Below are 25,991 nucleotides of genomic sequence, written 5' to 3'. Positions count from 1 at the left end.
GTTCAGTTTATATTCGTTAAAGATGTGCTGCGGGAAATGTTTAGTGGAGGTTTCCCGATGTTACCGCTTTCTCGATAATGTCCAGTCTTTCTTTTTTTGGATCGGGTCCGCCGATCGCCGAGCCGTCGGAGCGGAATTCGAGTAGCAAATTCGTTTTTAGGTTATAAGCTGGCCATTCTGGTAGATTGCTTCCATTAGGATTGCCCGTCCTGGCAAAATTTGCCCAGTAGGTATTCATCATCTTAGCAACCTCCTGATCTTTTGGAGCTATCGCAGACTCATTTCTGCTGCTCAGGTTATTAAAAACATAGCTTATTTCAGATGCATGTGCAGCACCATAACGCATGCGTTGCAACATGGCAGGTGAGACATAGGAAAATAAGTAAATATAAGCGGCAGCACCCTTAGCTGTAAAGGCCCGGGCTGTGAAACGGGCAGGTTCTGCCCAAACTTTATCTGTATTCACCAGCGTAAGCATTTTTTGGAACTCCGTATTTCCATCCGGATTGTAGACTCTGGCGGCTTCGGCTTTTACACTGCCGAACAATGACAATAATGTTTCTTTGGAATTAGCATTGACAAAACCTCCAGGTACTTCTGCACTATTAGAGCCAATTATCAACGGTATTTTTGGCGCTTTGCCAGCCTGATAGGCGCTTTGCGCAGTTTCAACCACCAGTTTCCCATCCAGAATTGGCCCTGAATAAATGAGTGCTCCGGTCTGATTATCCGATTCCTGTCCGCCATCAACAATCTCCGTCACAGGCAGGCCTCTCAATTTTTCCAGGGCCGCCGCATCTGTGGCTTCTATTCCGTGTTTTTTTGCAAAGTTGACGCCGATAGCTTCTGCTGAGACAGGATAATAGAAATCCGCACCGTTTTTATTGAGCGGACGCCCGGTCAGTACCCCGTCTCTGCCACCACCAGATTCGATGATGGCTTTATGAAATAATCCCCTGGCCTGCGGGATAGTCAATAATGACTGGACAGAAACCCCACCTGCAGACTCGCCAAATATGGTCACATTTTTCGGGTCACCTCCAAATAAAGCTATGTTCTGCCTGATCCACTTCAGTGCGGCGATCTGATCCATATAGGCATAGTTTCCTGTAGGTTCATCAGGCTTTTCTTTGCTTAATGCAGGGAATGCAAAAAAACCAAGTCGTCCAAGACGGTAATTAATTGTAACTAAAATCACCCCCTGTCTGGCAAAATGCGTTCCCGAAAAGTCGGTTTGCGCACCACTTCCACCTACAAAACCGCCCCCATGTATCCATACCATTACAGGTAATTTTGCTGCTGGTTTTGAATTTGCAGGTGTCCATACATTCAGATAAAGGCAGTCTTCAGACGATGTTTTCGATATGTCCTTGCCATTGCGTGGCCAGCCCATCTGTGCGCAATCTGGCCCAAAATTACTTGCATCACGTTCTCCTGTCCATACTCGCTGGGGCTGTGGCGCTCTCCAACGATTGGCACCAACCGGTGGAGCCGCATAGGGAATCCCCTTGAAAATGGAAACCCCGTTTTCTGTTATACCCCGCAGCTTTCCTGCTTCAATCCGGACCTGCGGTCGTGATAAAGTATCCAGGAAAATGGATTTGCCTATTGATTTTCCTGCTGTCAGCTGTGTTTGAAACAACAACATGCTCAGTGACAGGTAGCTAAATAGTAGTCTGTTCATATTTAAGTTGTTAAGATGGTCTGTCGGTAAAGTTCCGCTCTTTCGCCGAGAAGGCTGTGATATGGATTACAGATTAAGCTACCATTTTCACTGATTTCAATCAGGTTGTTTAACATGTTATCAAATATGTACTAACTTCACTAACAACCGTAAAGCTTTAAATATCTCCTATGAAAAAGCAACTCTTAATCTGCATGTTCTCTTGCCTGGTATTGGCAACTTCCTGTAAAAAGAAATCCAAAGAAACAGACGTAATCATTGATCCACCTACACCCACTAATCCGGCATCTGTGGAGACCAATCCGCCTAATTCCAGCTACAGTCCGGCATTTGTTGGCCAAACACGTATCAATGCCATTAGGACTACTACGCCCTATGGTTCTTCGGTATTGACATCAGCACTAACTCTTCCATGGGGGATCGCTGCGTTGACCGACGGACGTTTCCTGGTTACAGAAAAGGCAGGCACGATGCGGATCGTTACTTCGTCTGGGCAGGTAAGTGCAGCATTGACAGGTGTTCCCGCTGTAAACAACAGCGGACAGGGTGGCTTGCTCGGCTTAACTGTAGATCCGGCTTTTGCAACAAACCGCATGGTCTACTGGTCTTTTTCGGAAAGAGGTACTGATGGAAACCTGCTGGCAGTCGCCAAAGGGAGACTCTCCGCAAGTGAAACCGGTTTGGAAAATGTTACGGTAATCTATCGCGCCACACCAGCATACTCAGGAGTAAACCAATATGGCAGCAGGGTCATTTTTGACAGAACGGGTAATTTACTGGTAAGCAGTGGCGACCGCTCTGATCCCGGAATTCGCGTACAGGCTCAGGCAGTGAATTCTGCTATTGGTAAAATCTTAAGAATTACCACTGATGGACAGGCGGCACCCGGTAATCCGTCGTTTTCACAGGCAGGGGCAAGGCCGGAACTGTATTCCATCGGACATAGAAATCAGCACGGCTTAGCGATACACCCCATTACAGGTGATCTGTGGGAAGGTGAGCTGGGCCCCAGAGGTGGTGATGAAATCAACCTGATCAGGCCGGGTGCAAATTACGGCTGGCCCGTTATCACTTATGGAATTGATTATAGTGGGCAACCACTCGGCGGCGCCATTCAGCAACAAAGCGGGATGGAGCAACCGGTCTATTATTGGGATCCTGTAGTGTCGCCCAGTGGCATGACATTTTACAGGGGAAGCCGGATCCCTGAATGGGAAAATAACTTGTTTGTTGCTGCCTTGAGTGGCACACACATCGTTAGATTAACGATTGCTAACAACCGCGTGATAGGAGAGGAACGGCTGCTGGTTAGCGAGGGACAACGCTTCAGGGACATCATTCAGGGAATTGACAACGCCTTATATGCGATAACTGACGGAGGCAGACTGTACCGAATAGACAGACAATAGTTTTATAAATGGTAAGTCAGTGTTGTGTAATACATACCGCCAACTGCAGGTGCACCTAAATAGGAATTGTAGTAGCTGTTCAGCAGGTTGGTAGCACCAATTTTGACGTTGAGCTTGTTTTGCATGATATCATAATTGGCCTGGGCATCAAAGTTGCCAACTGCTTTTACCTGCCCGTTCACCAGGAAAGACTGCCAGTAATAGCTGCTCTGATGTTTGTAAGTCACCAGAAATCCCAGGCTTTTAATTACATCATCGCCACCGAAGGATAGGTTCGTTGTCCATTCCGGCGTGTTAAATCCATCTTCAAATCCATCATTGTTCTCTCTTTTGCTTAGTTTAGCATAGGATAAATTACCACCCAAGGTGTATTTTCGCAAAAACAAATAGCTCATTCCTAGGCTGCCACCTACATTATACACTACGCTACGAGAGTTGGTATACATGCGATACCGGTTTTGCTTGCTCCGGTCGTTCAGGGCATAAGGGATTGAGTCCGGATTGGCTGTGTTTGGTACGTTCATCTCCACCTGGGCAATAAAGTTGTTGTACTTGTTATAGTAAACGTCTGCATCAATCTTTAGGGTTCTGTTAAAAAACAGACCCTTGTAACCCAATTCGAGTGAATTGATGTGCTCCGGCTTCAAATAGGTGTAATAGTTTTTAACCAGAAGGCCTTTTCGCCGTTCAATTGCTGCTGCAGTAGACATACCGCTGTTGAAATCACTGGTCACCGCTGCCTGAAACTGATCCACGGAACTCCGCAGATAGGCATTTTCAAAAACTCCATCCGACATAATTTTTAGTCCACCTACACGCTTTACGCCACCGCTGTTCACATTAGAAAAGGCTTCGAAAATGCTTGGGAAACGGGAGCCGCTCTGATAGGAGACGCGGATGCTCTGATTATCACCGGGTGTGAGCACAGCTGCCAGACGTGGGTTGTATTTTGCCTGGAAATAATCATTTTTGTCTACCCTAAGCGTAGCGGAAATCCTCAATAGGGAACTGAACAGGCTTTTGCCAACCTGCAGAAAAAGACCAGATTTGCCATAGGTAAAGGTGTCAAATGTTTTACCAGCTGCGGGGTTGATGAAATAGTTGCCATCTGGCTGGATGATATAAGTTTGATAGTCAATACCTGTTAAAATATCCAGTTCTGTGTTTTTTGAAAATTCGCTGCCAATGACCCTCGAAACATCCAGCTGTGCTTCGGCATGAACCAAATCGTCCTTTACGCGCAGCGCTGATCCAATATCCCAATTGTTGATATCGGCAAGCTCGGTCAGTGCCTGGTTAAAAGCAGCTGTACCGGGCTGAAGTCTTCCCTGATCTGCGGCTGACCTGGCTTGTCTTAAGGCCTGAACGGTGGTCGACCCTGGCATGGCAATCGCGGTATTGTACGCGTTAGTGTAATCCGTAAACCATTGATTGTCGGACTTAAAACGACGATCCTGATTTTCTGCGGCCGACCTCAAATTATAGGATTTACCTGTGTTTTCACTGGTGATGAAAGCCCTGGCCTGAAAGATGTCAGATTTGATTTCGAAAGCATGTTGCTGCAGTACGTAGTCTTTCAACGCAAAACGATTAGCACGTTGGTAAACGTTGTTGATATCTGCGATGCGGTAGGTATAACTTAATATCGTTTTTGGGGATAATTTATAGTATAACCCAATGTCGGCCTTAATATTCTGTATGTTGTAATCGGTCAACTCCCGCTCTGAATAACCTGTTCGTGCTACTACGTATTGTCTTCCCTGTAAAGTAATGGTACGCCGGTTGGAAGATTCATTTCCGTACCCATTTACAGGATCATATGCAGGATTATTTATCCCGCCGGTTATACCTAAGCCTGCATTTGCTCTGGCATTCAAGTCTGTCCGGTCATCAGCAATCCAGTCATACCCTTTAGTGAATGTGCCATTTATTTTAAAGGCGAAACGGTCGGATAACTTCTTCGCAACCCTCAGGCTGCTTTCGGTGAAAAGCTTCGCTGGAGAGTTCACATCGTTGATATGTGTCACACCCGTTTTTTGCTGCAGCGTGATGCCTTCTGTAGTAAATGGATTTTTCGTGATGAAGTTGGCCAATCCGTTGATAGCGTTCAAACCATACAGTGCAGATGCAGTACCGGGAATGATTTCGACGCGGTCAATATCCAGGTCGCTAGGCCCCATGGCGTTTCCGATAGGCGCGCCGATGTGAGGAGCCTGATTATCAGTGCCATCTACCAGTTGCGTAAACCTGACATTCGTGGTATTGGCAAAACCCCTGGTATTGATAATCTTAAAACCCATGCTGGGTGTGAGCATCTGCACGCCTTTCACATTTTCCAGCCCATCAAAGAAGCTGGGCGATGCAGAATTTTTAATATAGGCATTCCTGACGGTCTCTATGCTCACAGGTGCTTTAAGGATGCTTTCCGCCTGTCGGGAAGCTGATATGACAACTTCCTGCAAGAGTTCTGTGTTTAACGTGTCTGTCCTGGCTGTTGTGTCTTTCTTTACTTTCATCTGTGCAAATAAAAACACTGGAAAAAGTAGGAAACAAATAAATATGTAAGGTTTCGGCATTGGCTTTTCAGGATAAAACAGGCGTTAGCACGGCTTCAGGCTTAATGTTATCTAACTTAAAACAACATCTTTTGTTTTCCTGATGCGTCTTTGTACTACAATAATAAATATTGGCCTAACTTAAAACTGTTATATCAGTAAAAATGGTAGCAAAATCCGTAATATGTATCAGTTCCGATTCCGTAATTGTCGGGATCTTAATACGTCAATAGCATTATTAAATAAAACAGATATGTTAAATATTTTTCAGGGATTATCTATGGTTGTTCTGTTGATGGGCTTCACTGCCTGTTCCAAGGCACAAAAGCCGGCAGAGCAGACAAAAAATGAGTTAAAGGATAAAAAGGTGTTGATTGTATACCTTTCCCGCACCAACAATACGAAAGCGCTGGCAACTATGATTCATGCGAAAGTTGGGGGCACCCTCGTGCCATTGGAATTGGTTACACCTTATCCCGCAAATTACCAGGCTATCGTAGCCCAGGTTGCCGATGAAAACGCTTCGGGTTTTCTTCCTCCCTTAAAAACGAAAATAGATAGCCTGGAAAAATATGATGTCATATTTTTGGGTTTCCCTACCTGGGGGATGCAGCTTCCGCCACCGATGAAAAGCTTTTTGAAAGCCAATAACCTAAGCGGTAAGACTATTATTCCTTTTAACAGCAATGCGGGATACGGAATCGGGAGTACAATCGAAACCATAAAAAGCTTGTGTCCAGACAGTGAGGTGTTGGAAGGTTTTACTACCAAAGGTGGGATAGAACGTGACGGAGTTCTCTTCGTGATGGAGGGTCAAAAGGAAGTACAGGTTAAGCAAGAAATAGCGGCCTGGTTACAGAAAATAGGTTACTAATATATTCTGGAAATAAAAAAGACCCCATTTTTAATGAGGTCTTTTTGTTATTTGCCGACTCTTTTTTGTAAATGCTCCGGATATCTGGTACCCTGAACCTCTATTTTGGATGCTTCAGCGGTGATGCGCTCCAGGTTTTCGTTAGAGAGCGTGACTGATGCCGCATTGATATTTTCCTCCAGTCTGTTGAGTTTTGTTGTTCCTGGGATAGGAACGATCCATGGTTTTTGAGCAAGCAACCAAGCCAGAGCAACCTGTGCTGAGGAAGCATTGATTTCCTTTGCGATACTTTGCATTAAGGATACAAAAACCTGATTGGCTTTTCTGTTTTCCTCGCTAAATCTGGGAACGATATTCCTGAAATCGTTGGCATCAAATTGAGTCTCCTCGTTGATGGCGCCGGTAAGAAATCCCTTGCCCAACGGGCTAAATGGTACCAAACCTATCCCAAGCTCCTGAAGTACTGGAATGATCTCATCTTCAGGTGCACGCCACCAAAGTGAATACTCACTTTGAAGGGCAGATACAGGTTGAATATTGTGCGCTCTGCGAATAGTGTCGGCTCCCGCCTCAGAAAGTCCAAAATACTTCACTTTTCCGTCCCAGATCAATTCTTTTACGGTCCCTGCTACCTCTTCAATAGGCACGTTTGGATCAACCCTGTGTTGATACAAAAGATCTATCCGATCCGTGCGTAACCTTTTCAGCGCTGCATCTACGTAAGCACGGATGGTGTCTGGCCGACTATCCATACCAAGATCTGGTTTTCCATCCAGGAAGCCGAATTTTGTAGCGATGGTGACCTGATCCCTGAAAGGTGCAAGTGCTTCTCCCAAAAGTTCTTCATTCGTAAACGGCCCATAGGCTTCTGCAGTATCAAAGAATGTTATTCCCGATTCAAATGCCTGTCTGATCAGTTTGATCCCTGCTTCTTTATCTGTAGCTGGTCCATAGCCAAAACTCAGACCCATACAGCCTAAGCCCAGGGCTGAAACTTCAAGTCCCTGACTGCCCAATTTGCGTTTTTCTAACATATTTATAAGTCTAATTTGCGTTCGCTCAGCCATTTTACCATTTCCGGGTTACGATGGTCAAAGAACAAGCTTTCTTTTGTGTCTAATTGTTTGATCGCTTCAAGGTCATCCGATGATAACTGAAAATCAAATATGTTGAAGTTCTCAACCATTCTTTCTTTACGCACAGATTTAGGAATCGCGACAATGCCTCTTTCTGTGAGCCAGCGCAAAATCACCTGGGCCACTGTTTTTCCATATTTATCGCCAATGCTCTTCAGTACCTCATTTTCAAAAATCTCATTCTTTCCTTCGGCAAACGGTCCCCATGACTGGATCTGAACGTTATTATCTTTCAGGAACTGTTGGTTCTCTATTTGTTGGTGAAATGGATGCGTCTCGATTTGGTTCACAGCGGGCGTAAAACCACTGTTAATGATCAGGTCTGTCACGCGGTCTGGCTGGAAGTTAGCCACGCCAATGGCTTTCACCTTGCCTTCGTGATATAATTCCTGCATCGCACGCCATGATCCGAAGATATCGCCATAAGGCTGATGGATCAGGTATAAGTCAAGATAGTCGAGTTGTAATTTTTCCAGAGATTTAGCGAAGGCAGCCTTGGTTTTTTCATAGCCAGTATCCTGAATCCAGAGTTTTGTAGTGACAAACAGTTCCGCCCTGGAAACGCCACTGTTCTTAATTCCTTTACCCACTGCTGCTTCATTTTGATAAGATGCAGCGGTGTCCAATAAACGGTAACCTGATGCTATGGCATCGATCACACTGCGTTCACATTCTGCTGCGTCAGGGATCTGAAAAACGCCGAAACCCAGGATGGGCATTTCCACGCCATTGTTTAATTTAATGTTTTCCATATAGCTATTTTTAAATGATAAGCATTGCTGAACAAAGCTTAAAAACTGATACAAAGTTCAGCTTATTAACACTTGAAAACTTATATGGATTACGGTATTTGATACCAAAATTACTGATTTTGTTGCCGCGTTTTAACCGCCTATGCTAATCATAGTTCTGTTGTTTATGCGATCAGCATCGAGTTCCTCAAAATGACTTTTGAGCTGCCCCCCGAGTTCTTTCTTTTTGCTCCAGATACAGGCTTTGATCAATGGCAAAACATCCTGTTGATTCCGAAGCGGACCAAGTAAATCCATCTCCCCATCTGAGAACAGACAGTTTTTAAGTTTACCATCGGCGGTCAGCCGCATCCGGTTACAGGTGCTGCAGAAGGGCGCAGTCATGGTACTGATGATGGCAAATGAGCCCTTATGCCCAGGTATCTTAAAATGTTTGGCAGTATCATGAAGCGATCCTTCAAGGGGTATCACCGTATATTGCTCAGCAACCCGATTCAGGATTTCCTGAAGGGAGAACATTTTATTGCTGGTCCATTTGTTGCCGCTAAATGGCATAAATTCGATGAAACGGATCTGCAAAGGCTGATCCCTGGTCCAGGCAATAAAGTCCAGGATTTCATTGTCATTCAGGCCTTTCATTACCACCATATTGATCTTGACGGTGATGTTTTCGCTGAGCAGCAGTTCGATGTTGCTGCGCACCTGCTGAAAGACATCACGGCGGGTAATCAGCATAAACTTATCCTGTTGCAGCGTGTCAAGGCTCACATTGATGCTTTTGATCCCGGCCTCCTTAAACACAGGAAGCAGCTCGGCAATGCGAGTACCGTTGGTAGTGATCACCAGTTCGACCGGCAATTTACCCAGCGCGCTAATGATGGCAGGAGCATCCTTACGCACCAGCGGTTCCCCGCCAGTGAGCCGGATTTTTTTAACGCCCTGTGCTACAAAGATTTCCGCAAGCCTGAGAATCTCGTCAGTTTGCATCAACTTTGATGCCGGACTGAAATCGTACGACTCTTCGGGCATACAATAAAAGCAACGGAAATTGCAGTTATCTGTAAGTGATATGCGCAAATAATCATGAATTCTTCCAAACGAGTCTGCTATCATCAAATTGTTTTTATCTGTTTATACGCTTGCCATATCAAATGGTAATTTCCGGATGCGCTTACCGGTCAGGTCAAAAATGGCATTGGTTAACGCCGGGGCAAAAGCTGGTAAACCCGGTTCGCCAACACCACCTGCATTTTCAGTATTGTCCATTACAAAAACTTCAATAGGAGGGATGTCCGTAATCCTGGGCATTTTGTAATTATAGAAATTCCGCTGTTCTACCATACCATCTTTAAAGGTGATTTCGTGGATAGTTGCTGCCCCAAGGGCCATTACAATACTTCCTTCCACCTGTGCTTTGATGATATCCGGATTGACATACCAGCCACAGTCCATCACCGCCCAAACCTGATCAATTTTGACTTTTCCGTTGTTGTCTTTTGAAACTTTGACAACCTGGGCTACCGTGCTGGCAAAGCATTCAGTAATAGCTACGCCATATCCTTCGTTCTTATTCCGTTTTTTCCAGCCCGATACCTCTTCAATTTTATCAATCAGTTTCTGTGATCTTTCATCCTGAAGGTATTTACGTCTGAGGTCCATAGGATCCTGCGCTGCGGCATGTGCCACCTCATCCAAGAAGCTCTCATAAGCAAAACCATTTGTAGAGGCATATACAGATCGCCACCACATAGTAGGAATCGGCGTTTCAAACTGAACCTCAGCGAAGCTGATATTCGGAATACTTTTGTAATAAGGTGCTAAAAATCCTTCTGAGGTACTTCTGTTTGCTGTAGTTAATTTTTTTCCTGAGCGCCACTGGTCATTATTCTGGCCCGCCATTCGGAATTTCAAAGCTTTAATTTCGCCTTCTTCCACGGAAGCCTGACATCTGTAACTGATTCCAGGACGGTAAGGGCCCTGGGTTGCATCATCTTCACGTGTCCAGACTACCTGAACAGGTGCACCAATCTCCTTAGAAATCAGCGCAGCCTCATGTGGATAGTCCATGAAAGCCTTTCTGCCAAAACCACCGCCTAGAAAAGTCATATTGATAATTACTTTTTCCAGGGGCAACTGCAGTTGTGCGCTGATGTAATCCTGAACCCATTCAGGTGCCTGTATTGGTCCCCAGATCTCCACTTTGTCGCCCTGATAATGCGCCACGCAGTTTAAGGGTTCCATGGCGCTGTGCGACTGGTATGGTGTCTGGTATACCAGGTCGAGTGTCTTTTTTCCTGCAGCAACGGCGGCGTCGGGATCCCCCTGTTTTTTCAGGAACAGTCCTTCTTCTTTCTGGAGTGCCTGTTGCTGGCGCTCGAAAATGACCGGCGAACTGATGTGTTCAAAGCCGCTGTCATCCCAGGTAACCTTTAATAATTTTTTACCCTGCAGGGCGGCCCAGGTAGAATTGGCTACCACAACAACACCTTCGCGGAATATGGTAAATACGCCCATGCGTACCTTAAATACTTTTTGTACCCCCGGCACTTTTAGCGCCGCCGTGGCATCATAGCTTACGATCTTTCCATGAAGGCGCGGACTTCGTTCTACTGCAGCATACTTCATACCCGGCAGTTTTTTGTCCAGACCAAAGATGGCACTGCCATCTGTTTTCATAGGTGTATCCTGTCTTTTTAGCGGCTTTCCAATCAGCTTGTAGGCTGAGCGCTCCTTAAGGACAATATTTGCGGGTGCAGTTAGCTTAGACGCATCTACCACCAGTTCTCCATAATGGAATTTCTTTCCACTGGGCTTGTGAATTACGTGCCCAGCTTCGGCGAAACATTCCTGTGCTGTAACGCCCCATTTGTTAGCGGCAGCGAGGATGAGCATTTCCCGTGCAGTAGCACTGAGTTTTAATAAGTTTTTGTAGGACGTTCTGATGGTAGAACTACCACCCGTTACCTGGTTGCCGTATTTTTTCCTATCGCCCTGAGCAAAGCGGATATCAATGTCTTTCATGTTGACTTCGAGTTCCTCTGCAATAATCTGGGGTACGGATTGGTAGGATCCCTGACCCATCTCCGCACGGTGATTAAATATGGTCACCTTCCCATCCACATTAATGTGGATCCAGGCATTCATTTCAAAATCCTTGATGCCATCGGCGATGCCTGCATTGATAATTTCAGCTTCTTCTGCGCTGGAGGGAAAATAAAAACCCAGACAAAGTGCTGTACCTGCCACACTGGTCATGCGCAGGAAATTTCTTCTGGAAACTTGTTCGGTGCTCATTATATATGTCGTTTATTCCAGTGAATCTTGTTATTTCTTTGGCGCATAAGCACCGGTGCTCAGCCAGGTAAGCCAGGCTTTCTTGAATTCTGCATGGCTCATCGGCGGTAATGTTCTGCCTTCTCCAGGATTCCATCCGGCAAGTACCAGTCCGTCATCAGCATGTTCGATCAGCTTCTTCATGTCTTTATTGCCATTCTGCTTTGGATCCATCAGTTGTTTTGCCAGCTGATGAGCTGTGCGCCCTTCAAAAACCATTTTCATGTTTGCCGGAGGCAGATGCCAGTTCGGATTTCCCGGTGGGGTGTTTTTTCCCGGTGTATTGGTAGGCTGATGGCAATTGCTACATTTCATCGCATAAACACCTTTACCCTCCAGGCCGCGTTGCGGCGACATGGTATGTAGGTGACTATCATCGCCCTGAAGTGGAACGTCGCCCGCAGGGTGACAATTCATACACCTCGGGCTCATCAGTACTCTGTAGACTTTTTTAAAAGCGGCCACGGAAGCAACGCTGTCTTTCTTTACTACAAGTGTAGCTGTGGAGACCTCCGCTTTGTTTCCGGTGTTTGATGCAAGTGACATCAGGCTTACCAGGCAAAGCATAATACCCATTACACCTATGAGTCTAAAAACTGCCCAGTGCTTAGTAATTAGTTGGTTTATTGTCGATTTCATTCTGTAGTCTCTTTCTGTTTCTGAAGTTCAGCAGCCATGTGGATTGCCTTGCGTATTCTTGGGTAGGTGCCGCATCTGCAGATATTGCCCGCCATCGCATGGTCAATATCTTCATCTGATGGGTTTGGATTTTCTCTCAACAGTACTGCCGCAGACATCAATTGTCCGGAATGACAGTATCCGCATTGCGGAACGCTAATTTCATTCCAGGCGAGCTGCAATGGATGGTCATTATGTTCAGAAAGGCCTTCAATGGTCAGTACTTTCTGTCCTTCCGCACGGCCAACCTTAGTTACGCAGGATCTGACCGCTTCTCCGTTCAGGTGAACTACGCAGGCGCCGCATTGAGCGACACCACAGCCAAACTTTGTGCCGGTAAGACCGACAAGATCCCTGATTGCCCATAACAGGGGCATATCACGATCTGCGTCGATCTGGTAGGTTTTGTCGTTGATGTTTAATGAAATCATATATTTTATTAAATGCTTTGATGCATGTTGCTCTTGATCTAATATACCGAAAATGGCACTGAATAGTTTCTGAACAGTGATTTTGGTAGGCAATCAGTAAAATTGGTAACTCCTCAACTTCAGCTTAATTTCTGGAATAATTTGACAGGCGATATTCCATGGGTGTGACCCCGGCATTTTCTTTAAAAAGCCGTGTGAAGTGCTGGGGGTATTTAAAACCAAGCGTGTACGCCACGTCCGAAATATTGACTCCAGGATCTAAGACCCGCTCTTTAGCCAGTTCAATTATCTTGTTGTGGATAAGCTCCTGCGCTGTCTTTCCGGTTTCTTTTTTGATGAGATCGCCAAAATAATTTGCCGATAACCGCAGTTCTGCCGCACAATAAGCGACAGTGGGAAGGCCAGCTTCCTTTGGTCGGTCGGAGAAGAAATAGTCATGCAATAAGCGGTCAAACTTCTGAATGATGGTATTGTTCAAATAATCCCGTGAGATAAATTGCCTGTCGTAAAATCTGGCGCAATAGCTAAGCAGCAGTTCTATATTTGCAGTAATTAGTTTTCGGCTATGCTTATCGAGGTCGTGCCTTAGTTCATGCTGGATCTTGTGAAAACACCCCGAAACAACCTGACGTTCCATTTTGGATACATGCAATGCTTCATTGATCTCATAAGAGAAGAAGCTATAGTTCAGGATGTGGCTTTCAAGCGGGTTTCCTTTTAGAAAGTCAGGATGAAACAAGAGTGCCCATCCCTTAGGCTCAGGAACGATCGCTGCCTCAGGGATGCCGATTACCTGCCCTGGACCGATCGCCAGGAAAGTACCTTCCTCATAGTCATACTGACTTCTGCCATACAGCAAAGCGCCGCATTTCAGTTCCTTCAAATAAATGCAGTACAGGTTGAAGTTGTAAGTGCCAGGAGAAAGCTGCTTCACCTTGGATACGTCGATCACCGTAACCAGGGGATGTAAGGTGTCTACGCCCCGCAATTTGTTGTATGCTGTGATATTGTCTATCCTGATAATCTCTTCCATGATACGCTAATCCAGCCCTTTCTGTTTTAAAAATGCCGACATCAGATCTGCGATCTGGATATTGTTTAAATCTGAGAAGGGGAAGTGTGTATTGCCTTTGATTCCGATTTCAGGTAGATGAACTACAGTGACATCGCCACCATGCTTGTTCACCACATCCCTCCATAACCTCGCCATCTCAAGTCGCGCGCGCCATCCATCGGCACCCGGTTCGGCGATCTGTTTTGCGGGAATATTATCCCCATAATAAATGATAATCGGAATCTTTGTTAACTTCATAAAATCCTGCATAGGCATTGTAGCAGCGGTAAGTTCACCCGCAGAACTGGCAATTGGCTTTGGCATTTCACCTTCAGGGAAGATAAATCCACTTCCAGGCTCATAGGATACGATTGCCATTATATTGGCGTTTTTTATAGCTGTTTCCCAACCAAATCCTCCGGAATGTGAATGAGTAACCAATATGCCCTGACCGATTTTAGTGAATAGTGCGGAAGCGGCGTCTGTAATAACCCTGTTGTCAAAATCACCAATATTAGGGGTAATCTGCCTGAAATACTGATTTAAAGTTTCTTCATCCTTAGCAAACTGCACTCCGGGATAATAATTCGGCCATACACCTACCCTGAATATATTGAACCACTGTTGTTCATCTGGGGTAGGGTTGATGGTAGCTGATACTGTGCTTCTTCCAGCATTTCCTCTGCGCGGCTGATCAATCAGGTAAACGCTGAATTTACGTTTTAAGAATATGTTTTGAAAGCCATCTCTTCCGTCTGGTGTGCTCTCCCATGTTTTTGAAAACTGACCGATTCCATGCCAGAAAACCAAAGGCAACTTGCGCGCCTTGTCAGGGATTTGAAAATTCACATAAGCGTGGTCACCATGGTAGCTCTGACCCGCTGGCGTGCGTTTGATCGGATCAAATGTGCCTGCGTTCTTAATCACTGAGCCACCTACGGCGAAACTTCCCTGTTGCCGGATAGTAATCAGGTTTGCCTGTTCCTTACCTTTTGTTGCACGGCAGGAATACGTCAGTACTGAAATCAGGATGAGGCATAAAAAGGCACTACAATTAGATGTGTTTTTAAAGTAGCCGCTGTTCATATTTTGTATTGATAAATGATTCAGAGATTGGTAATTGAAATACAAAGATCTAAAGTTCGTAAATCGAAATGTTTATACAAATTACTGTTTAGTATACCAATTTCACCGAAATATTTTGAAATGGCAGTTGTGCGATGCTTTGGCGGGCTTGTCCGAACCAGATCAGTGATTTTGGTAGAAAGTTCAGTAATACATATAACTAACAGAAATTTATTCCCTGCATATTTGTAATCATCGTTTTTATATATAATATAATGATATGGGAAAATTAGTCAATAGTGCTCTAGGCATTTTAATATTGGTTACCGGAGTTTGTATCAATGCAGATGCTCAGCAACAAAATGAGGTTGTATCGAAATACGGAAAAGCAAACGGAAATTTTATTGGAGCCGTTTCGGTAAAGATGTATACCGATGCGAAAACTGCATTAAACTGTTCTGTAGGCAGTGTCAGTTTTGAAGCCGGCGCAAGAAGTAAATGGCACAAACATCCCGGCGGACAAATGTTAATGGTGACCGAGGGGAAAGGTTATTACCAGGAACGGGGAAAGATAAAAAAGGTAATCCTGAAAGGAGATTTTATCAGTTGCCTGCCAAACGTGGAGCATTGGCATGGCGCTGCCGAAGATAGCGGCATGACGCATGTGGCTATCGGCCCAAATGTTGACCAGGGTGCTGTAACCTGGCTGGAGCACGTAACGGACGCGATTTACCTTCAGAAATAAACAGCAATCACCTTAAAAAGCACACATGAAAAAACAGAGCAGGTGTATGGTGCTGGTTCTCCTAAGCATCATTGCCGGAGTAAACCCAGTTTCCGCAGAAGATATTAAATCAGTAGATGATCAGTTAAATAAACGGCAACGTGCTATTGTAGCAATATCAGCACTGACTGCAAAGGGAAACCAACAGGCGCTTGCCCCTGAAATTGGAAAAGGTCTGGATGCAGGTCTGACGATCAATGAAGTTAAAGAGATTCTGGTACAGTTGGCGGCTTATGCGGGTTTCCCGAGAAGTTTGAACGCCATAAATTCTTTGAAAAAGACGATGGATGAACGTATAGCCAAAGGCATTAATGATCCTGTTGGGCCACAACCCCTGGCACTGGATAGCACCGCAAACCGTTATGAGCTCGGTAAAGCAAATCTGGAAAAATTGAGTGGGAAGGCCGAAGGCAATACTAAAGCGGGCTATGCTGTAGTTGTGCCTGTGATCGAAGTGTTTTTGAAAGAACATCTTTTTGCAGACATCTTTAGTCGTGGGGTACTCAGCTATCAGGATAGAGAACTAGTAACCGTTTCTGCATTAACCAGTCTTGGAGGGGTAGAATCACAGTTGCAAGGACACCTGGGTTTAAGTATGTATAATGGATTGACAGTACCGCAGTTGACACAGATGCTGGACATTGTAGCCAACCTGGTGGGGAAAAAGGAAGCAGAAGATGGCCAACTAGTATTAAAAAAGGTGGCGGATGCCCAAAAGAAAAAATGATTTGCTAACTTGATTAAATGCAACAAGCTATGGATTCCATATTAAAATTTAATACGATAAAAAGCTATAATGACTTCAATAAGCACGATACACTTCATCCGCTTGTGAGCATTGTAGACCTTGCCAGGGCAGATCCAAGGGAGTCAAGGAAGATGTCTTATGGGTTTTATACCGTGTTTTTGAAGGAAATCAAATGTGGTGACCTGAGGTATGGCCTTAATAACTATGATTATGAAGAAGGAACACTGATCTTTCTTGCACCCGATCAGTTGATCGGAGAGAACATTCCGGATAACTATTATCAACCTCAGGGAAAAGCGCTGGTATTCCACGCAGACTTGATTCATGGCACTTCTTTAGGCCGACAAATGAGCAACTATGCATTTTTCTCCTATCAGGTTCATGAAGCACTGCATTTATCGGCGCAGGAGCGGGATATCATTCTGGACTGCCTGGCAAAAATTCAGTATGAGCTTGAGCGTAGTATCGATAACCATAGCAAGAAGCTGATTACAGCGAATATTGAGTTATTTCTGGATTACTGTACCCGCTTTTACGACCGTCAGTTCCTAACCAGAGAAAATGCGAATAAAGGTATTTTAGCCAGATTTGAGGCTTTGCTGACAGATTACTTTCAAAGTGACAAGCCTCAGTTGCAAGGCTTACCCAATGTGAATTACTGTGCAGATCAACTGAATTTATCATCAAACTATTTTGGTGATCTCATCAAGCGGGAGACCGGCAAGTCTGCCTTAGAGATTATCCAGATGAAAACCATTGCCCTGGCCAAGGAAAAGATCTTTGATGCCAATAAAACAGTAAACGAAGTTGCTTACGAATTGGGCTTTAAATACCCACAACATTTTAGCAGGGTGTTCAAGCAGCGTGTAGGACATACACCAAACGAATATCGCCGCTTAAATCAGGGGAGTTAATTTAACTTGATAAAAAAGGTCTTCTCCGAATGCGGAGGAGACCTTTTTTATGCTTTTCACACAGATCTATTTTTTCAGAGTCTTCATGTCAATCACATACCTGAACTGTACTTTTCCATCAATAACTTTTTGGTAAGCCTCGTCTATCTGATTTGCGGAGATAATTTCTACATCCGGATAAATATTATTTGCAACAGAATAATCCAGCATTTGCTGAGTCTCGGGAATTCCCCCGATCAGTGAACCATACACTTTTCTTCGCGCAGCATATACCAGTGATGCGCCATTGATCATCGGCTGGTTTTCAGTAGCAGGAAGACCAACAATGGCTAACTCTCCACCCATGCTCAGCATTTTGATGTATAGCGTAGGATCGTATTTCTGAGGAATAGTGCTCAAGATAAAGCTGTATTGGCTTTCCAGACCCTTGATTTCATGAGCGTTTTTAACGTTAACATATTTTACCGCGCCCATTTTCTGAGCAGCCGTGCGCTTATCTTCGGTAATATCAAATACGGTAACCTTCGCGCCAAGGGCAACAAGATATTTTACTGCAAGGTGCCCAAGTCCGCCAAAACCAGCAACAGCTACAGTATCGCCTTTTTTCACTTTTGAAAATTGTATAGGAGAGTACGTTGTGATTCCTGCACACAATAATGGAGCAACTCTTTTCAGATCTGCATTCTTAGGTATTTTTAGTGCGAATTTTTCTGCTATCACATAATTATTCGCATAACCCCCCTGGGTAATTTCGCTACTGTTGTACGGATCGGGCATCCCATAAGAAAAAACTGGTCCCTTGCTGCAAAACTGCTCCTGACCATTTTTGCAATAGCTACATTCGCCACATGAATTTACCAGACAGCCAATACCAGCATAATCACCAACCTTGAATTTGGTGACAGCCTTGCCGACTTTTACTACGTGTCCAGCAATTTCGTGTCCGCCAACAAAGGGATATTTTGTTGGCCTCCATTCTCCTTTTGCGGCATGAATATCACTATGGCAAATACCGGAATACATGATGTCAATTAATATTTCACAATCACCCACAGCATGTCGGGTAAATTCATATTTCTGGAAGGCTCCGTCTTTATCCATTTTGGCCATACCGGTAGAAGGTATTGCAGTATTTTGTGCAAATGTCTGCGTCGCTAGCAGCAACATAAAAAAACTTAGTAATCTTCTCATTTTCTGTTTTGAATTAAAATGTCATTTAATAGCACAAAGGTCAGGCATGTAAAAAGGCGGGGTAGGATACCGATTACTCTATTTACTACCATTTTTACTGTTTCGACGACCTTTAACAAGCATTTGAAAAACTAGTGATCCAATATATTTCTGCTTCAACAGAATGTGTGAATTACAGTTAGGCCAGGATATCAGTTAAAATGGTAGAAAAATCAGTAATCTGTATAAGTCAGATTCACTTGAAAGTTTATAAATTTATTTTGTGTAGTTGGTTGACGTGCGGGCGATAGAATTAAATATTGAAACGAACGTTAATGGAAAAGACCAAAAGCAATATCAACAGGCGCTCATTTTTAAAAGCCTCTGCCCTCTTGGGAGGTGGCTTGATGATACAATTCAGCGCCCTTGCAAAATTCGACCTTCCCGCTAAAAGCGTTGACGGTATCAATGCCTTCCCTTGGAACGAAATCAATGGCTATATCAAAATCACTTCTGATAACGTCATTAAAATTATCAATCCCAATCCCGAATTTGGTCAGAATGTAATGACCTCGCTTCCCATGATCGTGGCTGAGGAACTGGATGTCGATTGGAAAAAAGTGATCGTAGAGATGGGCCCACACGACAGTGTCAAACTGGGCGCCCAGTTTACCGGGGGCAGTAATTCAATGCGTATGTATTGGAGGCCGCTTCGCGAGGCCGGTGCCACTGCTCGGCAGATGCTGATGGAGGCTGCAGCTCAAACCTGGGCCGTTCCTGTGGAAGAAGTCACAGCTAAGGCAGGCGTACTCGGTCATGAAAAGAGTGGTAAAACAGCAAGCTATGGTGACCTTGCCGCCAAGGCCTCGAGCCTGCCCGTGCCAAAGGGAGTAAAGTTAAAAGACGTCAAAAGCTTCAATGTTGTCAGAAACTCACAAAAAAACGTAGAAGGAGCAAAAATTGTTAGTGGCAAGCCACTTTTTGGACTCGATTATAAACATGAGGGGATGCTAATTGCAATGATTCAGCATCCGCCAGCTTTTGGGATGACTTTTAAATCCTTTGATGGATCCCAGGCGCTGAAAATGCCGGGCATTAAGAGTGTTTTCAGTCTTAAATTATACGAAGACGGATTTGAACAGGGTGGATTTGATACGCGCACATTTAACGATGTACTGGTTGTAGTCGGTAAAACTACCTGGGAAGTAATGAACGCGCGGAAAAAACTGATTGTAGAATGGGTTCCTGCAGGCGATGTTAAAGATACCATGGCTGGGAGGGGAGGAAAGCGGGAGGTTGTAGTGCCAGGTGAGCTTGAAAATACTGCCGACCAGCATGCGAAAATGGTGGAGTATGCCAATAAGCCGGCTCAGGTACTCAGAAAAGACGGAGATCCGGAAACAGCCTTTAAAAACGCCGCGCAGATTATCGAGCGTACTTTCAATGCACCTTTCCTGGCCCACAACTGTATGGAGCCCATGAATTTCTTTGCGCACGTTACCGATGAGAAAGCGCTGTTGGTTGGCCCGCTTCAGGCGCCCGGTTGGACAGAGCCAACGCTTGTCAAAGTATTGAAACTTCCGGCCGACAAAATAGAAATCCAGATGACCCGCATGGGTGGAGGTTTCGGTCGCAGGGCATACGGACACTATCTGGTTGAAGCAGCCCTGATTTCCAAAAAAGTAAATGCACCGGTCAAATTAATCTATAGTCGCGAAGACGATACCACCTATGGTATTTATCGCCCGATGTATACCGCAACCTACCGCGCGGCACTTGATGCCAATAAAAATCTGATCGCCTTCCATGTTAAGGGAGGCGGTATACCCGAACATGCTATCCACCCTAACAGATTTCCTGCCGGCGCTGTCGACAACTATCTTGCTGAAGGCTGGCAGATACCATCCAATATCACCATTGGTGCATTCAGGGCACCGAGATCTAATTTTAACGCGGCGGCAGAACAGTCATTTCTGGATGAATTAGCGGAAGCGATGGGCAAGGATCCCATAGATTTTAGGCTAGAATTGCTAAAAAGAGCAAAGGACACGCCTGTTGGCAAGAACAATGAGTACGACGCTGACCGGTATGCGGGTGTCTTGAAGCTGGTGAAAGAAAAATCAGGCTGGAATGGCCCAGAGCATAAGAAATTCAGTCGCGGTGTTGCTGCATATTTCTGTCATAGTTCATATGCGGCCCATGTGGTAGATATGACAACTAAAGATGGGCAGCCCTATGTAGAACGTGTATTCAGCGCTATTGATTGTGGCATCGTAATTAACCCGGATGCCGCGACAAACATGGTGCAGGGCGCTGTGGTTGATGGTATTGGGAATGCTATGTATGGCGGACTGACACATAAAAATGGAGTTGTTGAGGAAAGTAATTTCCATAAATACAGGCTGATTCGCATGCATGAAGCACCTAAAAAAGTGGAGGTTCATTTTATCAAAAACGACATTGATCCTACGGGCCTGGGCGAACCGCCTTTCCCACCTGTCTTTGGTGCAGTGGCTAATGCCTTGTATAAAGCATCTGGCCGTAGATTCTATCAGCAACCTTTTTCTTCGCCTCAGCCTTCTGCAATACCTGCTGTATAAACCTTTCTCTTTTTAATCAGACATTTTTATGATCAAGTTGAACATTAATAAAAAGATTTACAATCTGGACGCAGATCCTGAGATGCCGCTACTATGGGTATTAAGGGACGTTGTGGGTCTAATTGGCACAAAATATGGCTGCGGTGTAGCGCAGTGTGGTGCCTGTGTAGTACACCTGGATGGTGAAGCTGTCCGCTCCTGTGTGACGAAATTAAGTAGGGCGGAAGGGAAAAAAGTAATAACAATTGAGGGTCTTTCCGAAAACCATACCCATCCCTTACAACAAGCGTGGCTGGAACTGGACGTTTCGCAATGTGGATATTGCCAGGCCGGTCAGATCATGTCGGCGGCCGTGTTGTTAAATGAAAATAAAAAGCCTTCAGATCAGGATATTGATGATGCCATGGCGGGAAATATCTGTCGCTGCGGCACGTATCTGCGCATCCGCGAAGCAATACATCTGGCCTCAGAAATTCAGGGAAAGGAGCGCTCATGAAAATCAGGATCAGAACTTTTGTAGTGACCAGCACCCTGATTTTGATGGTGGCTGTGATGGCTTTTAGCCTGGATACGTCGAAAAGCAAAGCCCCTTTCGTAGTGATGAAAAGAGATAGCATAGCTTCAGTAGCTGCATTCAAAAAGGTGTATAGTGTACTAATGAGTCCGCGATGCATGAACTGTCATCCCGCTGGCGACGTGCCGCTTCAGGGAGACGACAGCCACCTGCATGCTATGCTCCCTAAGCGAGGTTTAGAGGGTAAAGGTAAGTACGCCATGAAATGCGCAAACTGTCACCAGCCCACAAATATTGCTGGATTAAATAAACCTCCCGGCCATCCGAACTGGCACCTGCCACCGGCAGATATGAAAATGGTATTCCAGGGTAAAACGGCGAATGAATTGGCTAAACAACTGCTGGACCCCAGGACGAATGGCAACAAGAACATGAAGCAGTTGATTGCACACGCCGATGATGGCCTAGTCAAAGCAGGCTGGAATCCCGGTGAGGGCCGTACACTTCCACCATTGAGTCATGCAGCATTTAAAAAAGCGTGGATAGCCTGGCTGTCAAATGGTGCTTATGCGCCTGAAGCGAAAAAGTGACCAATCAGAAAACAAAAGCTCTGCGAGTTTGCTCTGTATGGTACTTTATCCTGCATTCCTGAACTGCATCGTTGGCCAGTTTCTGTACGTGAAAGGGATCAATTACCCGACGCGCATTGACAAAGCACCGCTTAATAGTTAACTGCATGTTGGCAGCCATATCTATGGTTACCTACTCCTGAAGCTGCTTACCGTCAACCTAAAAATAGCGCCCAAGGTGATAGCAGCTGACATTTGGCATTGATCCAAGAATTTCTTGATCCACTTGATCCCACAAAAACATTAAGATACAAAAAAGCCTCTAAATCTGATGATTTAAAGGCTTTTTTAAGTCGGGGTGGCAGGATTCGAACCTACGACCTCCACATCCCAAATGTGGCGCGATACCGGGCTACGCTACACCCCGAACTTTTATTTACAACCTGGAGTTAAACTCTTCCGTTGTTTGGGATTGCAAAAGTAGAACTTTTACTTTAATAAACAAATATATTTTAAAATATATTTTTAGTTTTTCAATTTCCCTCACAGATCCTCTGTGATTGGTATGGTGCAAATGTAGGATAATAAATCGCATTCTACGACTGTGAGCGGCTTATTTCTGTTAAACTAAGTGTAATCAGTTCATGTTCAAGAAGAAAAAATTTCAACGCGCTCTATTTTTTGTCTTAAATACATACAGTTATTAAATAAGGTTAATTTTGCAGTACAAATAATAATGTAATCATGGATTCTTTTAAGCGAATATCAAACTGGACCCTATCCAATTCGATTGCAAGTGGCATTGCACTATTATCATTCGGCCTGGTAATTTTGTATACGAATTACAATGGGGTAGGTGTTTCGCCAGATTCTATTGTATATCTAAGTACGGCACGTAATATTGCAACAAATTTCAGTTTTACAGAATACAGTGGCGACCGCCTCGTAGATTTTCCTTTAGGCTATCCTATTTTTCTTGCACTGATTAAGTTGATTTCCTGGACGGATCCGCTTACTATCGGACCAATTATCAACGGTTTGTTGTATGCTGTACTCATTCTACTGGCCGATGCCTCAATGAAAGTGCATAGACAGTTTCAGGCTTGGAACCGTTATTTGATATTAATTGTTATAGCGATAAGCCCGGCATTGCTTCAGATATATGCAATGTTATGGTCAGAAACTTTATTTCTTGTACTCTCACTGCTTGCCCTTCTGCTGTTGATGCGCTACGTTAGTAATCCGTCAATTAAAAAACTGTTAATTTGTTGTATTTCGGTCGCATTGGCTTGCATTACCAGGTATGCCGGGATAACATTAGTGGGAACTGGACTGGCGTTGATCTTTTTTCATAGCCAGTTGGATTGGCGTAACAAAATTAAGCACTTGCTATTGTTCTGGATTTTGTCGGTATCGTTGCTTTGCGTCAACATTATTAGGAACACGCTGGTGAATGGTACGCCTACAGGATCCAGGGAACCAGGAATCGTATCCTTACAAACTAACTTCAGTTTTTATACGCAGATTGTAGCTAATTGGTTTCCGAATCATGGAATGCCTGATAGACTTGTAGCTTTTGTAGTAACCGCTACCTTGATTTTTTTCATAGTGATGATGATGATGCCAATTTGGAAACGCTATAAATATGGAACTGTTGAACATGTATGTTCAGTTTTTGTGATAGCATACACAGTTTTTATCTTGGGTATTTCTACATTAACTCATTTTGAGCAGCTAAATAACAGATTTTTAACGCCTATTTATGTGCCAGCAATTATCGTTATTCTGATCTGGCTCAGTCGCAGTTTAAATAAGTTGCACTTGTCTACCGCAGCACGTAAATTCGTCATTTCTATCTTTCTTGTCGGCTTAATTTGTTTTAATGTGTTTACGGTGTATCACATGATTGATATCACAAAAAACTACGGTATTCCCGGTTATACCGATAAGTTCCAGAAAAACTCTGCCACTGCATTATTTTTAAAAAAGAGGCCCCATTTTTTTGATCCTAAAATTCCGGTTTATTCCAACGCACATGAAGCTGTTTACTTTTTGTCTGACATGAAAGCTGCAGAACTACCTCACAAGAATGACCCCATAACCACCAATCGATTTTTGAAGGGATCACTGAACTATCTGATCTGGTTTTACCAGACTAAGGATACCGATTTGCTGGATAGCGCTACTGTGATGGCTCATCGGCAAATTATCGGACAATATAAATTTAATGACGGGGCAATATTTCTATTTAAAAATAAGTAAGTTTAGCCTTGCATATCAAGCCCTAAATTCAACCTTTTCATGTTTAACCGTAGAAAATTCATTAAAGCATCGGCACTTTCTGCTGGTCTTGTCGCGCTAAATAAAAGTACCTTCGCAAAACTTTCTAAGCACACGGGAACTTCTTCAGCAGCACCAAAAACTGTTAAAAATTCAGCTATAATTATTTCTACCTGGGATTTTGGCATCGCTGCAAATAAAGCTGGATGGGAAATTCTATCAAAAGGAGGCAAGGCACTAGATGCTGTAGAACATGCAGCATGGGTGCCAGAAGCAGACGTCAAAAACTCTTCGGTAGGGTATGGAGGTCTTCCTGATCGTGATGGTATAGTTACGTTAGATGCCTGTATTATGGATGAACAAGGGAATTGCGGTGCCGTACTCGCGATTGAACATATTAAACATCCCATATCCGTAGCACGTAAGGTTATGGAGAAAACACCGCATGTGATGCTGGCCGGTGATGGTGCATTGCAATTTGCACTGGAGAATGGTTTCAAAAAAGAGGAGTTGTTGACTGAAACCAGTAAAACAGCCTGGAAAGAATGGCTTAAAACGGCACATTACGCTCCAGTGATGAATATAGAGAATGAAAATTATAGGAAAGCTGCACCACAGAAGCTTCCCGGAAATCAGTACAATCATGATACCATAGGTATTCTAGCCATGGATGCTGAGGGCAATCTGAGTGGTGGCTGCACAACCAGCGGCATGGCTTATAAATTACATGGAAGGGTAGGAGATAGTCCGATTATTGGCGCAGGACTGTATGTAGACAATGAAGTTGGTGGAGCCACCTCTACTGGCGTAGGAGAAGAAGTAGTGCGGAATGTTGGGTCGTTTCTCGTTGTCGAACTGATGCGTCAGGGTTACACCCCTGAAGCAGCCTGCAAAGAAGCGGTAATGCGGATCATCAAGAAAAAACCTGATACCGCTAAAAATATTCAGGTAGGTTTTCTGGCGATGAACAAAAAAGGAGAGTATGGCGCGTACGCCATACAAAAGGGTTTCAGCTATGCTGTTTGTAATACAGATAAGCAGGATTTGCTAATTCCCGGTAAAAGCTTTTACTAGTAATCTACAAAAAGCTCGTCAGGATAACACCACATCCAGCGTTCGCCGGTTTCGGCCGACGCCACTACGGGATGTTTCTCGTGGTTGTAATGTTTGGTCATGTGCTTTTTTGGCGACTGGTCGCAACATAGCGTAACACCGCAAGTTTGGCAGGTGCGCAGATGAACCCAGTCACTATGTTCTTTGATGCATTCTTCGCATACTTTTTCGCTTGCTATTTTTACTTCTGTGATAGCTTTAATATGGCTGCAAATAGTTTGGTTGTCCATAATTCGTTTTTGTGAGATGTGCTTAATAAATCGTGTTTAATAAAGATAAAGTTTTTCTCTTATCTGAGGAGCATTGAAAAAATTAAATTAGATAACTA

At 44.3% G+C, this 25,991-nt stretch carries 23 protein-coding genes and 1 tRNA gene; 10 read left to right on the top strand and 14 right to left on the bottom strand.

The genetic code is table 11. The features are described 5' to 3' along the window. Positions 1–40: 40 nt before the first annotated feature. The gene (locus CLV32_RS07100) at positions 41–1,684 is read right to left on the bottom strand and encodes a carboxylesterase/lipase family protein (protein WP_243732256.1); all 1,644 of its coding nucleotides are present in this window, start codon (positions 1,682–1,684) and stop codon (positions 41–43) included. A 170-nt stretch (positions 1,685–1,854) separates the two neighbouring features. Here CLV32_RS07100 and CLV32_RS07095 point away from each other — a divergent pair, with 170 nt between their 5' ends. Continuing rightward, positions 1,855–3,093: a PQQ-dependent sugar dehydrogenase gene (locus CLV32_RS07095; RefSeq protein WP_133553904.1), complete on the top strand. Its 1,239-nt coding sequence runs from the start codon at positions 1,855–1,857 to the stop codon at positions 3,091–3,093. Positions 3,094–3,095: 2 nt separating this feature from the next. Here CLV32_RS07095 and CLV32_RS07090 read toward each other — a convergent pair whose 3' ends face one another. Beyond that, positions 3,096–5,609 (bottom strand): TonB-dependent receptor plug domain-containing protein, encoded by a 2,514-nt coding sequence (locus tag CLV32_RS07090; RefSeq protein ID WP_133553902.1) that lies wholly within the window; start codon positions 5,607–5,609, stop codon positions 3,096–3,098. Between the two features lie 292 nt (positions 5,610–5,901). Between CLV32_RS07090 and CLV32_RS07085 the strand changes: the two genes are divergently transcribed. Further along, positions 5,902–6,522 carry a flavodoxin gene (locus tag CLV32_RS07085; RefSeq protein ID WP_208110968.1) on the top strand — a complete coding sequence of 207 codons (621 nt, stop codon included), beginning with the start codon at positions 5,902–5,904 and terminating at the stop codon, positions 6,520–6,522. Between the two features lie 47 nt (positions 6,523–6,569). Here the strand turns inward: CLV32_RS07085 and CLV32_RS07080 are convergent, their stop codons facing one another. The 8 genes from CLV32_RS07080 to CLV32_RS07045 all read right to left on the bottom strand — a co-directional run bounded on the left by CLV32_RS07080 (position 6,570) and on the right by CLV32_RS07045 (position 14,992). Next, positions 6,570–7,556: an aldo/keto reductase gene (locus CLV32_RS07080; protein ID WP_133553900.1), complete on the bottom strand. Its 987-nt coding sequence runs from the start codon at positions 7,554–7,556 to the stop codon at positions 6,570–6,572. A 2-nt stretch (positions 7,557–7,558) separates the two neighbouring features. Beyond that, complete coding sequence (locus tag CLV32_RS07075) at positions 7,559–8,410, bottom strand: aldo/keto reductase (RefSeq protein WP_133553898.1); 852 nt, start codon at positions 8,408–8,410, stop codon at positions 7,559–7,561. Between the two features lie 132 nt (positions 8,411–8,542). Next, entirely contained in the window at positions 8,543–9,523 is a 981-nt protein-coding gene (gene moaA, locus CLV32_RS07070) for a GTP 3',8-cyclase MoaA (protein ID WP_133553896.1), read from the bottom strand. A gap of 18 nt (positions 9,524–9,541) precedes the next feature. Beyond that, positions 9,542–11,704 carry a xanthine dehydrogenase family protein molybdopterin-binding subunit gene (locus CLV32_RS07065; RefSeq protein ID WP_133553894.1) on the bottom strand — a complete coding sequence of 721 codons (2,163 nt, stop codon included), beginning with the start codon at positions 11,702–11,704 and terminating at the stop codon, positions 9,542–9,544. Positions 11,705–11,734: 30 nt separating this feature from the next. Beyond that, complete coding sequence (locus CLV32_RS07060) at positions 11,735–12,382, bottom strand: hypothetical protein (protein ID WP_133553891.1); 648 nt, start codon at positions 12,380–12,382, stop codon at positions 11,735–11,737. Then, positions 12,379–12,852, bottom strand: a complete 474-nt coding sequence (locus CLV32_RS07055) for a (2Fe-2S)-binding protein (protein WP_133553889.1) — start codon at positions 12,850–12,852, stop codon at positions 12,379–12,381. Before CLV32_RS07055 ends, CLV32_RS07060 begins: the two co-directional genes overlap by 4 nt. A 124-nt stretch (positions 12,853–12,976) precedes the next feature. After that, positions 12,977–13,885 (bottom strand): helix-turn-helix domain-containing protein, encoded by a 909-nt coding sequence (locus CLV32_RS07050; protein ID WP_133553887.1) that lies wholly within the window; start codon positions 13,883–13,885, stop codon positions 12,977–12,979. Between the two features lie 6 nt (positions 13,886–13,891). Next, entirely contained in the window at positions 13,892–14,992 is a 1,101-nt protein-coding gene (locus CLV32_RS07045) for an alpha/beta hydrolase (protein ID WP_133553885.1), read from the bottom strand. Between the two features lie 259 nt (positions 14,993–15,251). Between CLV32_RS07045 and CLV32_RS07040 the strand changes: the two genes are divergently transcribed. The 3 genes from CLV32_RS07040 to CLV32_RS07030 are packed head-to-tail and all read left to right on the top strand — an operon-like array spanning position 15,252 to position 17,417. Further along, the gene (locus CLV32_RS07040) at positions 15,252–15,716 is read left to right on the top strand and encodes a cupin domain-containing protein (RefSeq protein ID WP_133553884.1); all 465 of its coding nucleotides are present in this window, start codon (positions 15,252–15,254) and stop codon (positions 15,714–15,716) included. A gap of 25 nt (positions 15,717–15,741) precedes the next feature. Continuing rightward, on the top strand, positions 15,742–16,482 hold the full coding sequence (locus tag CLV32_RS07035; RefSeq protein ID WP_133553882.1) for a carboxymuconolactone decarboxylase family protein: 741 nt from the start codon (positions 15,742–15,744) through the stop codon (positions 16,480–16,482). 29 nt (positions 16,483–16,511) lie between these two features. Beyond that, a complete protein-coding gene (locus tag CLV32_RS07030) occupies positions 16,512–17,417 on the top strand; it encodes a helix-turn-helix domain-containing protein (RefSeq protein WP_133553880.1) in 906 nt (301 codons plus the stop codon). A 66-nt stretch (positions 17,418–17,483) separates the two neighbouring features. Here CLV32_RS07030 and CLV32_RS07025 read toward each other — a convergent pair whose 3' ends face one another. After that, positions 17,484–18,608: an NAD(P)-dependent alcohol dehydrogenase gene (locus CLV32_RS07025; RefSeq protein ID WP_133553878.1), complete on the bottom strand. Its 1,125-nt coding sequence runs from the start codon at positions 18,606–18,608 to the stop codon at positions 17,484–17,486. Between the two features lie 314 nt (positions 18,609–18,922). Here CLV32_RS07025 and CLV32_RS07020 point away from each other — a divergent pair, with 314 nt between their 5' ends. Genes CLV32_RS07020 through CLV32_RS07010 form a run of 3 tightly spaced genes read left to right on the top strand, consistent with a single transcriptional unit; the run spans position 18,923 to position 22,291 of the window. Continuing rightward, positions 18,923–21,187: a xanthine dehydrogenase family protein molybdopterin-binding subunit gene (locus tag CLV32_RS07020; protein WP_133553876.1), complete on the top strand. Its 2,265-nt coding sequence runs from the start codon at positions 18,923–18,925 to the stop codon at positions 21,185–21,187. 28 nt (positions 21,188–21,215) lie between these two features. Further along, positions 21,216–21,683, top strand: a complete 468-nt coding sequence (locus CLV32_RS07015) for a (2Fe-2S)-binding protein (RefSeq protein ID WP_133553874.1) — start codon at positions 21,216–21,218, stop codon at positions 21,681–21,683. Then, complete coding sequence (locus CLV32_RS07010) at positions 21,680–22,291, top strand: hypothetical protein (RefSeq protein WP_243732255.1); 612 nt, start codon at positions 21,680–21,682, stop codon at positions 22,289–22,291. Before CLV32_RS07015 ends, CLV32_RS07010 begins: the two co-directional genes overlap by 4 nt. A 4-nt stretch (positions 22,292–22,295) precedes the next feature. Here the strand turns inward: CLV32_RS07010 and CLV32_RS07005 are convergent, their stop codons facing one another. Next, positions 22,296–22,451: a transposase gene (locus CLV32_RS07005; RefSeq protein ID WP_262711518.1), complete on the bottom strand. Its 156-nt coding sequence runs from the start codon at positions 22,449–22,451 to the stop codon at positions 22,296–22,298. 172 nt (positions 22,452–22,623) lie between these two features. After that, positions 22,624–22,697: transfer RNA gene (locus tag CLV32_RS07000), tRNA-Pro, on the bottom strand. A 317-nt stretch (positions 22,698–23,014) separates the two neighbouring features. On the opposite strand from CLV32_RS07000, the gene CLV32_RS06995 reads away from it, so the two are divergent. Beyond that, complete coding sequence (locus tag CLV32_RS06995; RefSeq protein ID WP_133553872.1) at positions 23,015–24,532, top strand: glycosyltransferase family 39 protein; 1,518 nt, start codon at positions 23,015–23,017, stop codon at positions 24,530–24,532. Positions 24,533–24,571: 39 nt separating this feature from the next. After that, positions 24,572–25,624, top strand: coding sequence for a N(4)-(beta-N-acetylglucosaminyl)-L-asparaginase (locus tag CLV32_RS06990; RefSeq protein ID WP_133553870.1), 1,053 nt, complete (start codon positions 24,572–24,574; stop codon positions 25,622–25,624). Here the strand turns inward: CLV32_RS06990 and CLV32_RS06985 are convergent. Further along, on the bottom strand, positions 25,621–25,893 hold the full coding sequence (locus CLV32_RS06985; protein ID WP_133553868.1) for a UBP-type zinc finger domain-containing protein: 273 nt from the start codon (positions 25,891–25,893) through the stop codon (positions 25,621–25,623). The two genes, CLV32_RS06990 and CLV32_RS06985, sit on opposite strands and share 4 nt — an antisense overlap. Between the last annotated feature and the right edge of the window lie 98 nt (positions 25,894–25,991).

Origin of the sequence: Pedobacter duraquae (assembly GCF_004362245.1) — a bacterium.
GTDB lineage: Bacteria > Bacteroidota > Bacteroidia > Sphingobacteriales > Sphingobacteriaceae > Pedobacter > Pedobacter duraquae.
Note: the sequence above shows the minus strand (reverse complement) of the source record. Positions and strands in the feature narration are given on the sequence as shown.

What these genes read in the sequence shown, in the direction of transcription:
- CLV32_RS07005 (WP_262711518.1), bottom strand. Translation starts at nt 22,451, where the DNA reads ATGGCTGCCAACATGCAGTTAACTATTAAGCGGTGCTTTGTCAATGCG.
- CLV32_RS07050 (WP_133553887.1), bottom strand. Translation starts at nt 13,885, where the DNA reads ATGGAAGAGATTATCAGGATAGACAATATCACAGCATACAACAAATTG.
- CLV32_RS07065 (WP_133553894.1), bottom strand. Translation starts at nt 11,704, where the DNA reads ATGAGCACCGAACAAGTTTCCAGAAGAAATTTCCTGCGCATGACCAGT.
- CLV32_RS07100 (WP_243732256.1), bottom strand. Translation starts at nt 1,684, where the DNA reads ATGAACAGACTACTATTTAGCTACCTGTCACTGAGCATGTTGTTGTTT.
- CLV32_RS07020 (WP_133553876.1), top strand. Translation starts at nt 18,923, where the DNA reads ATGGAAAAGACCAAAAGCAATATCAACAGGCGCTCATTTTTAAAAGCC.
- moaA (WP_133553896.1), bottom strand. Translation starts at nt 9,523, where the DNA reads ATGATAGCAGACTCGTTTGGAAGAATTCATGATTATTTGCGCATATCA.
- CLV32_RS07090 (WP_133553902.1), bottom strand. Translation starts at nt 5,609, where the DNA reads ATGAAAGTAAAGAAAGACACAACAGCCAGGACAGACACGTTAAACACA.
- CLV32_RS06995 (WP_133553872.1), top strand. Translation starts at nt 23,015, where the DNA reads ATGGATTCTTTTAAGCGAATATCAAACTGGACCCTATCCAATTCGATT.
- CLV32_RS07085 (WP_208110968.1), top strand. Translation starts at nt 5,902, where the DNA reads ATGTTAAATATTTTTCAGGGATTATCTATGGTTGTTCTGTTGATGGGC.
- CLV32_RS07075 (WP_133553898.1), bottom strand. Translation starts at nt 8,410, where the DNA reads ATGGAAAACATTAAATTAAACAATGGCGTGGAAATGCCCATCCTGGGT.
- CLV32_RS07025 (WP_133553878.1), bottom strand. Translation starts at nt 18,608, where the DNA reads ATGAGAAGATTACTAAGTTTTTTTATGTTGCTGCTAGCGACGCAGACA.
- CLV32_RS07040 (WP_133553884.1), top strand. Translation starts at nt 15,252, where the DNA reads ATGGGAAAATTAGTCAATAGTGCTCTAGGCATTTTAATATTGGTTACC.
- CLV32_RS07015 (WP_133553874.1), top strand. Translation starts at nt 21,216, where the DNA reads ATGATCAAGTTGAACATTAATAAAAAGATTTACAATCTGGACGCAGAT.
- CLV32_RS07055 (WP_133553889.1), bottom strand. Translation starts at nt 12,852, where the DNA reads ATGATTTCATTAAACATCAACGACAAAACCTACCAGATCGACGCAGAT.
- CLV32_RS07060 (WP_133553891.1), bottom strand. Translation starts at nt 12,382, where the DNA reads ATGAAATCGACAATAAACCAACTAATTACTAAGCACTGGGCAGTTTTT.
- CLV32_RS07080 (WP_133553900.1), bottom strand. Translation starts at nt 7,556, where the DNA reads ATGTTAGAAAAACGCAAATTGGGCAGTCAGGGACTTGAAGTTTCAGCC.
- CLV32_RS07030 (WP_133553880.1), top strand. Translation starts at nt 16,512, where the DNA reads ATGGATTCCATATTAAAATTTAATACGATAAAAAGCTATAATGACTTC.
- CLV32_RS07095 (WP_133553904.1), top strand. Translation starts at nt 1,855, where the DNA reads ATGAAAAAGCAACTCTTAATCTGCATGTTCTCTTGCCTGGTATTGGCA.
- CLV32_RS06985 (WP_133553868.1), bottom strand. Translation starts at nt 25,893, where the DNA reads ATGGACAACCAAACTATTTGCAGCCATATTAAAGCTATCACAGAAGTA.
- CLV32_RS07010 (WP_243732255.1), top strand. Translation starts at nt 21,680, where the DNA reads ATGAAAATCAGGATCAGAACTTTTGTAGTGACCAGCACCCTGATTTTG.
- CLV32_RS07035 (WP_133553882.1), top strand. Translation starts at nt 15,742, where the DNA reads ATGAAAAAACAGAGCAGGTGTATGGTGCTGGTTCTCCTAAGCATCATT.
- CLV32_RS07045 (WP_133553885.1), bottom strand. Translation starts at nt 14,992, where the DNA reads ATGAACAGCGGCTACTTTAAAAACACATCTAATTGTAGTGCCTTTTTA.
- CLV32_RS06990 (WP_133553870.1), top strand. Translation starts at nt 24,572, where the DNA reads ATGTTTAACCGTAGAAAATTCATTAAAGCATCGGCACTTTCTGCTGGT.